The 11,623-nt window shown below is 65.1% G+C and carries 13 protein-coding genes, 1 pseudogene and 1 riboswitch; of the genes and pseudogenes, 11 read left to right on the top strand and 3 right to left on the bottom strand.

The window, feature by feature from the left end:
* Positions 1-55: 55 nt before the first annotated feature.
* The 6 genes from BKM74_RS06620 (at position 56) to BKM74_RS06595 (ending at position 4,945) form a co-directional block, all read left to right on the top strand.
* Positions 56-1,186, top strand: coding sequence for a zinc-dependent alcohol dehydrogenase family protein (locus BKM74_RS06620; protein ID WP_086464904.1), 1,131 nt, complete (start codon positions 56-58; stop codon positions 1,184-1,186).
* 19 nt (positions 1,187-1,205) lie between these two features.
* Positions 1,206-1,586, top strand: a complete 381-nt coding sequence (gene pcaC / locus BKM74_RS06615; RefSeq protein WP_086464903.1) for a 4-carboxymuconolactone decarboxylase — start codon at positions 1,206-1,208, stop codon at positions 1,584-1,586.
* A 66-nt stretch (positions 1,587-1,652) separates the two neighbouring features.
* A complete protein-coding gene (locus BKM74_RS06610; RefSeq protein WP_086465071.1) occupies positions 1,653-2,183 on the top strand; it encodes an RNA polymerase sigma factor in 531 nt (176 codons plus the stop codon).
* A 24-nt stretch (positions 2,184-2,207) separates the two neighbouring features.
* Complete coding sequence (locus BKM74_RS06605) at positions 2,208-3,011, top strand: anti-sigma factor family protein (RefSeq protein WP_086464902.1); 804 nt, start codon at positions 2,208-2,210, stop codon at positions 3,009-3,011.
* Between the two features lie 124 nt (positions 3,012-3,135).
* Positions 3,136-4,470, top strand: a complete 1,335-nt coding sequence (locus BKM74_RS06600) for a sulfite oxidase (RefSeq protein WP_086464901.1) — start codon at positions 3,136-3,138, stop codon at positions 4,468-4,470.
* A 91-nt stretch (positions 4,471-4,561) separates the two neighbouring features.
* Entirely contained in the window at positions 4,562-4,945 is a 384-nt protein-coding gene (locus BKM74_RS06595) for a cytochrome C-552 (RefSeq protein ID WP_245825841.1), read from the top strand.
* Positions 4,946-5,030: 85 nt separating this feature from the next.
* Here the strand turns inward: BKM74_RS06595 and BKM74_RS06590 are convergent, their stop codons facing one another.
* A complete protein-coding gene (locus tag BKM74_RS06590) occupies positions 5,031-5,342 on the bottom strand; it encodes a hypothetical protein (RefSeq protein ID WP_086464899.1) in 312 nt (103 codons plus the stop codon).
* Between the two features lie 116 nt (positions 5,343-5,458).
* On the opposite strand from BKM74_RS06590, the gene BKM74_RS06585 reads away from it, so the two are divergent.
* Positions 5,459-6,370 (top strand): LysR family transcriptional regulator, encoded by a 912-nt coding sequence (locus BKM74_RS06585; RefSeq protein ID WP_086464898.1) that lies wholly within the window; start codon positions 5,459-5,461, stop codon positions 6,368-6,370.
* Positions 6,371-6,387: 17 nt separating this feature from the next.
* Here BKM74_RS06585 and BKM74_RS06580 read toward each other — a convergent pair whose 3' ends face one another.
* Positions 6,388-7,248 (bottom strand): helix-turn-helix domain-containing protein, encoded by an 861-nt coding sequence (locus BKM74_RS06580; RefSeq protein ID WP_086464897.1) that lies wholly within the window; start codon positions 7,246-7,248, stop codon positions 6,388-6,390.
* On the opposite strand from BKM74_RS06580, the pseudogene BKM74_RS19160 reads away from it, so the two are divergent.
* Positions 7,175-7,522, top strand: a pseudogene (locus BKM74_RS19160) (DUF2061 domain-containing protein); the annotation flags it as partial. The gene BKM74_RS06580 and the pseudogene BKM74_RS19160 overlap by 74 nt on opposite strands.
* Here the strand turns inward: BKM74_RS19160 and BKM74_RS18845 are convergent.
* Positions 7,454-8,242 carry a TVP38/TMEM64 family protein gene (locus BKM74_RS18845; RefSeq protein WP_407668672.1) on the bottom strand — a complete coding sequence of 263 codons (789 nt, stop codon included), beginning with the start codon at positions 8,240-8,242 and terminating at the stop codon, positions 7,454-7,456. The pseudogene BKM74_RS19160 and the gene BKM74_RS18845 overlap by 69 nt on opposite strands.
* Before the next feature lie 225 nt (positions 8,243-8,467).
* On the opposite strand from BKM74_RS18845, the gene BKM74_RS06570 reads away from it, so the two are divergent.
* The 3 genes from BKM74_RS06570 (at position 8,468) to BKM74_RS06560 (ending at position 11,328) form a co-directional block, all read left to right on the top strand.
* On the top strand, positions 8,468-9,256 hold the full coding sequence (locus BKM74_RS06570; protein WP_176342424.1) for an ion transporter: 789 nt from the start codon (positions 8,468-8,470) through the stop codon (positions 9,254-9,256).
* A gap of 2 nt (positions 9,257-9,258) precedes the next feature.
* A complete protein-coding gene (locus tag BKM74_RS06565) occupies positions 9,259-10,182 on the top strand; it encodes a TIGR01459 family HAD-type hydrolase (RefSeq protein WP_086464895.1) in 924 nt (307 codons plus the stop codon).
* Positions 10,183-10,257: 75 nt separating this feature from the next.
* A complete protein-coding gene (locus BKM74_RS06560) occupies positions 10,258-11,328 on the top strand; it encodes a TauD/TfdA family dioxygenase (protein WP_245825840.1) in 1,071 nt (356 codons plus the stop codon).
* Positions 11,329-11,379: 51 nt separating this feature from the next.
* Positions 11,380-11,605, top strand: a riboswitch (cobalamin riboswitch).
* The last annotated feature ends 18 nt before the right edge of the window (positions 11,606-11,623 follow it).

Raw genomic sequence — 11,623 nt, 5'->3', positions numbered from 1 at the left:
AGCTGGTCTATCATCCCGGCAACGAACAAGAACGAGACTGCCGGGAGGATCGAACATGCAGATCAAGGCCGCCGTTTTGCATCAGGCCGGGCTGCCGCGTCCCTATCGGGACAGCCGGCCGCTGCGGGTCGAGACGCTGACGCTGGACCCGCCGGGGCCGGGGGAGCTTCTGGTGCGCATCCGCGCCGCCGGCCTGTGCCATTCCGACCTGTCGGTCATCAATGGCGACCGGCCGCGTTCCACCCCGCTTGCGCTGGGCCACGAGGCGGCGGGCGAGGTCGTCGAGTGCGGTCCCGGCATGGAGGATTTCCAGCCGGGCGACCATGTCGTCATGGTGTTCGCGCCCAGCTGCGGCCAGTGCACGCCCTGCGCCGAGGGCCGGCCCGCCCTGTGCGAGCCGGGCGCGGTCGCCAATGGCAAGGGCACGCTGCTGTCCGGCGCGCACCGGCTGCATGACGACAAGGGCCACGACGTGCATCACCATGTCGGCGTGTCGGCCTTCGCTGACTATGCGGTGCTGTCGCGCGGATCGGTGGTGAAGATCGACAAGGATTTGCCGTGGGAGCAGGCGGCGCTGTTCGGCTGCGCGGTGCTGACAGGCGTCGGCGCGGTGGTGAACACGGCGCAGCTGAAGCCCGGTACCAAGGCGGCGGTCATCGGGCTGGGCGGCGTCGGGCTGAATTCGCTGCTGGGCGCGCTGGTCAGCGGTGCGGAGCGCGTGGTCGCCATCGACCTGCTGGACAGCAAGCTCGATCTCGCGCGCCAGCTCGGCGCCACCGATGCCTTCAATGCCGGCGATCCCGATATCGTCGAGAAGGTGAAGGAAGCGACTGGCGGCGGCGTCGATTACGCTTTCGAGATGGCGGGCTCCGTCCCGGCGCTGGAACTGGCCTACAAGATCACCCGGCGCGGCGGCACCACGGTAACGGCCGGTCTCGCCAACCCGGCAAAGGCGATGAGCCTGTTCCCGGTCACGCTGGTTGCCGAGGAACGCACCCTGAAGGGCAGCTATGTCGGCAGCTGCGTGCCGAAGCGCGACATTCCGCGCTATATCGACTTGTTCCGACGCGGCCGGCTGCCGGTGGACCGGCTGCTGTCCGAGACGATTGAGGGGCTGGAGGGGCTGAACGAGGCCTTCGACCGGCTGGCTGACGGGGCGACCGTCCGGCAGATTTTGATTCCGTAAATCCAAGCAAGAGGAAACGATGGACAAGGAAATGTTCGAAAAGGGCCTGAAGATGCGCCGCGCCGTGCTGGGCGCGGAGTATGTCGACAAGTCGATTGCCAGCGCCGACGATTTCAACATGCCGATGCAGGAGCTGGTGACCAGCTATTGCTGGGGTGAGATCTGGAACCGTCCCGGCCTGCCGCCGAAGACCCGCAGCCTGCTGAACCTCGCCATGCTGACGGCGTTGAACCGTCCGCATGAGCTGAAGCTGCATGTGCGTGGCGCGCTGAACAATGGCGTCAGCCGCGAGGAGATCATGGAAGTGTTCCTGCAGACCGCGATCTATTGCGGTGTGCCGGCTGCCATCGATGCCTTCCGCAACGCCCGCGAAGTGTTTGCCGAGGTGGATAAGAAATAAGCTCAACACGCGATGCGCCGGCGGGATGTCCCGCCGGCCCGTCGCGCGGAGGCCAGCCGCAGCCGCATGTTCGACAGAGCCAGCCGAGCCGACCAGTTGGAAAGGGGTCTCAGACGCTATCTGCCGCGTCTGTTCGGCTATGCGCTGAGCCTGACCGGCGACGAGGAGAAGGCGCAGGATCTGGTGCAGGAATGCGCGATGCGGGCGCTGGACGCCATGCGCGTGCCGGAGGACGAGGCCGCCCTGCGGGCCTGGCTGTTCAAGATCCTGCGGAATCTGTGGATCGACCGGCAGCGCAAAATCATGGAAACCCTGCTGGATGCGGAGGAATCCCTGCTGATCCCCGATCTGTCGGCATCGGAGGGGCGGTTGATCGACGGCATCACCGTGCACCAGGCGCTCGACCGGCTTTCCCCGATGGCGCGGGAAATCCTGTGTCTTGTTGATCTTGCCGGTTTCACTTACATGGAGGCCTCGGAATTGCTGGAAGTTCCGGTCGGCACGGTGATGAGCCGCATCAGCCGCGCGCGTGCGGCCTTGCATGCTGCGTTGCAGCAGAGCAATGTACGGGCGTTGCGCGCCAAACGCGGATCGTGAGATGGGGATCGTGAGAGCACGGCGATGATGAAGCAGGCCGATTGGGAAGCGCTGAACGCCTATGTCGATGGCGAGCTGGATGCCGCCAGCCGCGCCGACATGGCCGGGCATATTGCCGCCGATCCCGGTTTCGCCGCGACTGTCGCCGAGATCAGCCGATTGAAGGCCGGGGCGCGTGCCGCGCTGGAACCCGATCCGGCGCTGCTGACGGCCAGCCTGCGCCGGCTGGACGGGGCGCTCGGCCGGCGCCGCCGGTTGGGGCGGATGCGTGCCGTGGCCGCAGTGGCGGCAGTGCTGCTGCTGATCGTCGGCGGTGCCTTCCTGCTCGAGGAGCGTGCTGGCAATGACCAGGTCGCCGGCTGGATCGGGGAGGCGACGGAGCTGCACCTCGCCTGGGTGAATGGCGAGCGCGACGTCAGCTTCCTGCTCGACGCCAACGACACCATGGTCAACCGTTCCGGCGTGTGGACGCCGATCCCCGACCTGCATGCCGCTCGCCTGTCGCTGGCCCGCGTCGTCGTTTCGCCGTCGGGTTCGAAGGCCGGCCTGTTCGCCGGCTATATGGGCAGGCGCGGCTGTCAGGTCGGCTTGTGGATCGGCACGGTGCCGCAGACGCTGGACGAGACGGTCCAGGATTTCAGCAAGGGCGATGTCACGCGCTATGCCTGGCGTGTCGGCGATACCGGCTATGCCGTGGTCGCCATCGGCATGGATCCGCAGCGCCTGTCCGACATTATCGCCCATATCGAGCGCTGGAGCCGCCAGATTGGTGCAAGCCGCATCGCCAGCGCTGGCCAGACGATCCACGAAGCACCCTGCGTCGGCTGACAGCCGGCGCCTTTATCCGCTCTTTTGACAGAATGTCGCAGCCGGATGGAATAAACCGGCGGGCCTGTCCGTTTCCTCTTTCGATGCGTATTGCGTCGAACCAGAAAAGTCTGTGGAGGAAAGCATGTCAGAAGACCGCAAGCCGGGCGATCTCACCGCCGAGGAAATCCGCACTATCTATGCTGAAAAGCCGGAGGATGCCGACCAGATCGTCTTCGGCCGAGTGCCGGACGCCAACCGGCGCGGCTTTCTGAAGAATGCCGGCCTCGCCACCATGGCCGCGATGGTCGGGGCCACGATTCCGTTCCACCGCAACATGCCGGCGGGGCTGATTCCGGCGGCTTTCGCGCAGGATACCGGCATGGATCTGATGAGCGCCAAGAAGGGGCTCACCGTGCTGAACGACCGGCCGGTCAATGCCGAGACGCCGGCGCACCTGCTGGATGACGACATCACGCCCTATGAACGCATGTTCGTGCGCATGAACGGCATGGTGCCGCAGTCGGCGCTGGATGCGAAGGCCGACGGCTGGACGCTGACCATCGACGGCGAGGTGAATAAGCCGCTGACGCTGACGATGGACGATCTGAAGAAGAATTTCGAGACCGTGACCTACCGGCTGTGGGTGGAATGCGGCGGCAATGGCCGGGCCTTCTTCCAGCCGGGGGCCTCGGGCAACCAGTGGACCTTCGGCGCGGTCGGCTGCCCGGAATGGACCGGCGTGCGTCTGCGCGACGTTCTGAAGGCGGCCGGCGTGAAGGACAGCGCCGTCTATACCGCGCATTACGGCAATGACGTGCACCTGTCGGGCGACCCGGCGAAGGTCGTCATCTCGCGCGGCGTGCCGATCAAAAAGGCGATGGAGGAGACCAACCTGATTGCCTGGTCGATGAACGGCCAGCCGATCCCGGCCCTGCACGGCTTCCCGCTGCGCCTTGTCATTCCGGGCTATCCGGGGTCCGCCTCGCACAAATACCTGCAGAAGATCACGCTCAGGGACAAGGAGCATGATGGTCCGAAGATGACCGGCTATTCCTACCGCCTGCCGGCCTATCCGGTGGCGCCGGGCACGGAAGTGCCGAAATCCGACATGGTGGTCATGGAGCAGATGCCGGTGAAGTCGCTGGTCACCTTCCCGGAAACCGGGGTGCAGGTCGGCATCGGCAAGGCGACCGAGGTGCGCGGCCAGACCTGGTCCGGCAAGGGCGACGTGAAATCGGTGCATGTCTCCATCGATTTCGGCCAGACCTGGCAGGAAGCCAAGCTGGACAAGCCGGCCAACGGCTTCGCCTGGCAGCGCTGGCGCGCCAATGTCACCTTGCCGCAGAAGGGCTATTACGAGGTCTGGGCGCGCGCGACCGACAAGGACGGCAACATGCAGCCGGCCACCGTGCCGGGCTGGAACCCGCGCGGTTACGGCAACAACATGATGCACCGCATCGCGATGTTCGCGGCCTGATTCGAGACACTCTTCCCATGCCACCCGCAGCGATGCGGGTGGCTCTCTTTTCGACTTTCTCAGGATGAACCGCCCGATGCGATTTTCATCAATGCTTGTTCTTGCCCTTCTGCTGGCGCTTCCCCTGACCGGCGCCCCCCTGATTGGCACTCTGGCGCAGGGCTACAACCCGCTGGCCCGTCCCGGTTTCAATCCGCTGGCGCCCGGCACTCAATCGGGCAAGCCGGCGGAAAAGCAGGCCGAAGGCAATCCCGAACTGGGTGGCCTGCCCGACGGCAAGGGGGCGGAGGAGACGTTCTATGCCTGCACTGCCTGCCATTCGTCGGCGATCATCAAGCAGCAGCACATCACCGACGCCCGCTGGGACGATCTGTGGGGCTGGATGATCGAGACGCAGGGTATGCCGGACTATCCCGAGGAGGAAAAGCAGCTCATCCTTGGCTATCTGAAGCAGCATTTCAGCTCAGAACGCTGATCGCTGCCGCTTAACGAGAAAAGGCCGGCGCTGGGGGAGGCGCCGGCCTTTTCGTTCAGGAAGAGGGAACGTGAAGCGGGAGGGCTCAGTTCTTCACGTCGATCTCTTCCAGCGCAACCGGGGCGTTGCGCGGTGCGTCGGTGATTCTGGTGCTGGCGTAGCTGCGGCCCTCGCCATAGCGGATGACGGCAACCGGGCCGGCATCGCTCAGGCCATTGCCACGGTCCACCAGGGTGATTTGCGGCTGAGCCGCGGCCTGCGGGTTGCCAGAGACGCTGACGGCCGGGCCGCCATCGCTGGCGCCGGAAAAGTTGGCGGCATTGGCGGAGGTGAAGCCGAGGCCGACGAAACCGGCGATCAGCAGGGCAGGGAAGGCATTCTTGGTAAATGCGATCATGGCGATATTCCTTCTCGTAAGTGTGTGCGAAGGGCCTGTTGCCCGTCGTGTTGAGAGGGATATCGGCTGTGTTAAACTATTCCTCCAATGGATAGTTATTATGTTAGATAATTGATATGGTGAATTTGCGGAATTTTGACCTCAACCTGCTTGTGACGCTGGATGCGCTGCTGCAGGAGCAGCATGTGACCCGTGCGGCCAAGCGGCTGGGACTGACCCAGCCGGCCGTCTCCAACGCGCTGGAGCGGTTGCGCTATCTGTTCAAGGATCCCCTGCTGGAACGCGCCGGCCCGGCCATGAAGCCGACGCCGCGAGCCGAGGCCTTGCGTGAGCCGCTGCGGCAGGCTCTGGCCGACCTGGCGGTGATCGTTGCAGGGCCGGTCGCGCCCGATATCTCGCAGATCGAGCAGACGGTGCGCATCGTGATGACCGACCTGGCGGCAGAGCTGCTGACGCCAAAACTCTATGCGCGGGCAGCGCGCGAGGCGCCCGGGCTGGGCATCGCCGTGCTGCCTTGGCTGGGGCCGGAGCAGACGGACCGGTCGATCCTGCGCGGCGAGGCGGATATCGCCATCACCATCGTGCTGCCCTCCTCGCGGCCGGAGATGCGCCGGGAACTGCTATCCTGCGAGAGCTATGCGGTGGCAATGCGGCCGGACCATCCGGCGGCGGAAGAATTCGACCTCGCCCGCTGGCTGGCCTATCCGCACCTGATTCTGTCGGCGCTCGGCGATCCGTACGGTGTGGTGGACGATATCCTGGCCGGCATGGGGCTGCGGCGGCAGGTGCGGGTAACGGTGAACAGTTTCATGACGATTCCGCGCCTGCTGGCGACCAGCGATCTTCTGGCCATGCTACCGGCCCGGTTCCTGTCCACTGTACCGCGCGAATACCGGCTGATCGGCCGGCCGCCACCCATCGACATGCCGAGGCTGGACCTGTTCCTGCAATGGCACCCGCGCCGGGATTCCGACATTGCCACCCAGACCGTGCGCGGCTGGCTGAAGGAAGCGATGGTGGAGAAATAGAGCGAGAGAGAAAGGCTCTAGCGCCAGTCGCGGCGTGCGACCTCCCGCATCACATGGTCGGCGTAGTCGTGCGCCTGCACGATGGCGCCCCGGATCAGATCGTCGAAATGGCGGATCATCAGCCGGATATGTACGGCTGAACTGAAGACCAGGAAGCGCTGACCGAGATAAAGCGCCGCGCGGCTTGGCCCGAACACGGTGAAGGGGGCCGAATACAGCGCGCTGCCATCGTAGAGGAAGACGCGCAGCGACGGGTACAGATCGCGCGCCATCTGTGCCATCTGCTCCAGTTCCGCGCGCCGCCTGGCCGGCGGCATGCGGCCCCAGATACCGGCGCCATCGGCGAAATCCCGCAGCCGGTGCGCCGCGAAAGCGACCTCGATATCAGTATCGGGCTGGCGGATATAGTCGAGCTGCACGGCGGCATCGGCAATCGCCTGGTCGGAAGACCGGGCGAGGGAGCTGCCATACTCCACCTCCAGCAGGGCCGGGGTCTTCAGCAGGTCCGGCAGGGTCTGCGGCACATGGCGCACCTTGTAGCCGGCGGCTTCACGATACCAGCGGCGCAATTGCTCGTCGAACGGATGGCGCGCCGCTTCGGCGACCTGCACCGACTGCTCGACGATATCGGTGACCGCGCCGCGCTGGCTGGACAGGCCGAGCAGCCAGTCGGCGCTCTCCCCCAGCGCGCTGGCCAGATTGGCGAGCACCAGGCCGTTCGGCAACCTCGGGTCGGGGGCGGAGAGAAGCTGCGCCACGGTCGATCGGTCCACGCCGGCCCGCGCCGCCAGGACGCTTACCGTCATGTCGCGCTCGGCCAGGGCAATGGCCAATCTTTCGCGGAACAGCCGGGACAGCAGGCGCTTGTCATGTTTCATGGTGAGGGAGTTTATCAGAAATCGGGATAAAAATCACAAAATAGGTAGAAGCAGTATTTTTATGGATAAAGCGCATAACACTCTCCTTGCCGGGAAGGGGTGGCGCGCGCAGATATCGGGCACCCGATTTTATCAACCCGTTTTCCCGAAGGCGCCAATCATGGAGACCAGACTGCGCACCCTTTTGAAGGCCTGTTCCTGGCAGCTATTGGGGCTGCTGACGACCGGGCTTCTCGCCTATGCCCTGACCGGTTCCTTCGCCGAGGCCGGCGGCTTCGCCCTGGTGACGGCGGGGACGGGCCTGTTCTGCTATATCCTGCACGAACGGCTCTGGCTGGCGGTCCGCTGGGGGCGGCTGTAATCGCCTTTTCGCGCGCCGGCGCCGCCAGTGCTTGGCGGCCACCGGCAGCAGCGCCAGCACGGCCATGGCGGTCAGCGGCAGCAGGATTTCCGGCTTCAGCAGAACCGCGACGGTGAGCTCTTCGGCCTCCGCCGTCAGGGTCTGGATGCCGTCACCGATACTGGCCAGGATGAAGGACACCGGCAGCACGCCGATGAAGGTGGCCAGCATCGCCTTGGGCACCGGTATGTCGAAGGGGGCCGGCAGGATATTGGACAGCCAGGCCGGCATGATCGGGATCAGCCGTATCGACAGGATATAGTTGAAGGCATCCTCGGCGATGATCCATTTAACCGCCTCCACACGCGCCCCGAAACGCCGCTCGACAAAGCCGGCCAGCAGCTGCCGGCTGACAATCAGCGCGATGCCGGAGCTCAGCGCGCCGCCCATGGCCGCCAGCAAGCCGCCCGGCAGGGTGCCGAACAGGTAGCCGCCGGTCAGGATCAGCAGCCCGCCGGCCGGCAACGGCACCAGCTTGCCGAAGGCGGTGGCCAGCACATAGGCGATGGCGCCGATAATCGGGTGATCGTCCACCCAGCCCTTCAATGTCTGGCTGGCATCCTGCAGGAAGCCGCCGACCACGGCGCTGTCCATCGGGACCAGGGCGGCGAGCGCCAGAAGCGCCAGTGCTGCCAGCAGCAGCGTGGCCCGACGCCATTTCCGGCGCCGCGGGGAGGGGGCGAGATCGTCAGCCATCGGGCAGCTATAGCAGAAGCGGGCCGTCGATCCTATGGCAGCTGGTCAATGGTGCCCGATTGCTTTTATTGCCGCTTCACGGCATGAAAGCCTCGCAATTGCATCTGGCGGAACAGGGCGTACATGGTGGACAGGCTGAAGGGCTTCATCGAATCGGGCGCGTTCCAGAATTTCATCATCGGCGTCATTATCGTGAACGCCGTCACCCTGGGCCTGGAAACCTCGGCGACGGCGATGAATCTAGCGGGGCCGGTGCTGATCGTGCTCGACCGGATCGCGCTGTCGATCTTCATCATCGAGATCGTCCTGAAGCTGGTCGTCTATCGCCTGCGCTTCTTCCGCGATGCCTGGAACATCTTCGATTTCCTGGTGGTCGGCGTCACCCTGATGCCGGCGGGCGAGGGTGTGTCGGTGCTGCGCTCGCTGCGCATCCTGCGCGTGCTGCGGCTGATCTCCGTCGTGCCCTCGCTGCGCAAGGTGGTGCATGCGCTGCTGCGCGCGATACCCGGCATGGGCTCCGTGGTGGCGCTGCTGTCGCTGGTATTCTATGTCGCCGCCGTGATGGCGACCAAGCTGTTCGGCGCCAGCTTCCCGGACTGGTTCGGCAGCATCGGTGCGTCCTTCTACACGCTGTTCCAGGTGATGACGCTGGAAAGCTGGTCGATGGGCATCGTGCGGCCGGTCATGGAGGTCTATCCCTATGCCTGGCTGTTCTTCATCATCTTCATCCTGCTGACCACCTTCGCCGTGCTGAACCTGTTCATCGCCATCATCGTCGATGCGATGGCGCAGGAGCACCATGCCGAAGAAGGGGAAACCCGCGCGGCGCTGGGCGGCGATCATCACGAGATCATCGCCGAGATTCGCGCGCTGAAAGAGGAAGTGGCGGCGCTGCGCCGCGAGGGGCGCTAGGGATGTCCGCCGGTAGCTCTCCGCAAGCCGATACCGGCTGGTCCGGCACGCAGCCGATCGCCGGCCTCGGCGCGGTCGCGGACCGCTATGACGGCTTCATCCTGGATCAATGGGGCGTGCTGCATGACGGCAAGACGCCTTATCCGGGGGCGCTGGACTGCCTGAAGGCCCTGCGGGAATCCGGCAAGCGGGTGGTGGTGCTGTCCAATTCCGGCAAGCGCAACGATTACAATGTCGCGCTGATGGCGCGCATCGGCTTCACGCCCGATCTCTATGACGAGATGATCTCGGCGGGCGAGGATGCCTGGCGCGGCCTCGCCAGCCGGGGCAAGCACGGGGCAGATGATTTCTATGCCGGGCTTGGCCGCCGCTGCTACGCGACCAGACGGCCCGGCGATTCGAGCTTCCTGGATGGGGTCGATATCGATCTGGTTGAGGATGTCGGTCAGGCGGATTTCCTGCTGCTGATCGGCGATGCGCGCGATTCCGGCCTGCTGGAGGCCTATAAGGGCTTGATCGCGCAGGGGCTGGCGCGCGGCCTGCCGATGGTCTGCGCCAACCCGGACACGCACCGCGTCGATGGCGGAAAGCTGGCCGAGGCCATCGGCCTGGTGGCGGAAGAATATGAACGCCGCGGCGGCCGCGTGCAGTGGCACGGCAAACCGCACCCGCCGATCTACCGCAGCTGCCTCGCCAGCCTGGGCCTGTCCGACAAGGGGCGCATCCTCGCCGTTGGCGATTCGCTGGGCCATGATATCGAGGGGGCCAGCCGCTTCGGCTGCGACAGCGCGCTGGTGGCCGACGGCATCCATGGGCCGGCGCTGGGCGTGAGCGGCAATATGCTGCCCAGCGATGCCGCCTGGCGCGGCTTCATCGCCGACAAGCCTGTGCGCCCGACATATCTGATGGGCCGGTTCGTCTGGTAGCGGTTTCTTGTCTGCCGGCTTGCCCGCGTGACATGATTGCCGCGAACGGCAGCAAGACCGGGGGAGGAGATTGATATGACCGCGTTACCGAGGATTGACGGCGATTGCGTCTGGCATGGCAGCGACATGGCGATGTCGCGCCGCTGGATTTTCGAGCTGACAGCGGGGGAGATTGCGGCGCTGGACGCGGCCCTTGCCCATGTCGAGGCGCAGGGCATCGCCTGGCACGACATCACCCGCGAGAATTTTCCGCTGGGCGCGCTGTCCGCAAGGCTGGATGCGGTTCGGGAAGAGCTTGAGAATGGCAGCGGCATGGTGAAGCTGCGCCGTATCCCGGTGGATCGCTATTCCGAAGCCCAGCTGAAGAAGCTGTATTTCGGTCTCGGCAAGCAGCTGGGCCATACGCTGTTCCAGAACAACCGCGGCGAGCTGATGCGCGAGATCCGCGACGAGGGCGCTGCCGTCGTCGGCGAACGCTACGGCCAGGTGCAGACGCAGGATAACGGCACCTTCCTGTCCTCCTATGCCCGCACCCTGTCGAACGGGGCCTTGCGCTTCCACACCGACCGCTGCGATGTGGTCGGGCTGCTGTGCGTGCGCCAGGCCGCCAATGGCGGGGTGAGCAAGCTGTGCTCCTCTCCCATGGTGTACAACACCATCCGGGAGCGCCGGCCGGATCTGCTGGAAGTGCTGTGCCAGCCCTATTACCGCAGCCGTTTCGGCGAGGAGAAGGGGGCGGAGCAGGTGGCCTACCCGCTGCCGATCTTCGGGCTTCACGACGGCAAGCTGACCAGCCATTACTCGCTGACCTATATTGAGGCGGCTTCCTTCATTCCCGGCGTACCACCGATGAGTGACGTGCAGAAGGAGGCGCTGGCGCTGTTCCAGGCCACGATGGAGGAACTGTCTTTCGAGATGGTGCTGGAGCCGGGCGACATTCAGCTTCTGAACAACCATGTCGTCTATCACGGCCGCACGCCCTTCACCGACGATGACACGCAGGGTCGCAGCCGCATGCTGTTCCGGCTCTGGCTGTCGATGCCGAACAGCCGCCCGCTGCCGGCGGACCACACGGTCCTGTGGCGCAATGTGGAGGCTGGCGCGGTGCGTGGCGGCATCGGTCAGGAAGCGCTGGCGCCTGCGTAATCAGGGGCTTGTCAAGGACACAATCGCCTTGACAGGATCGGGATAACCGCTACCGTATCTAGTGGTTATGGTTCCCCGGGTCGGTAGATTTGGGGCTAAGATGGGAATTCGGTGCGGCGGTTTTCTTGCTTAATCCGAAGCTGTCCCCGCAACTGTGAGCGGCGAGCTTTTGCCCTTTTCGTGCCACTGAATGCCCGGAGCGAGGCCGGGATTCGGGAAGGCCGGGCCGGAGCCGAGACCCGCGAGCCAGGAGACCTGCCGTAACCAGACGTATGACCTTGGGCGGGGTGTCCTT

It is taken from the genome of Oceanibaculum nanhaiense (assembly GCF_002148795.1).
In the GTDB taxonomy this organism is placed as follows: domain Bacteria; phylum Pseudomonadota; class Alphaproteobacteria; order Oceanibaculales; family Oceanibaculaceae; genus Oceanibaculum; species Oceanibaculum nanhaiense.
This window is presented reverse-complemented; position numbering and strand designations above follow the sequence as displayed.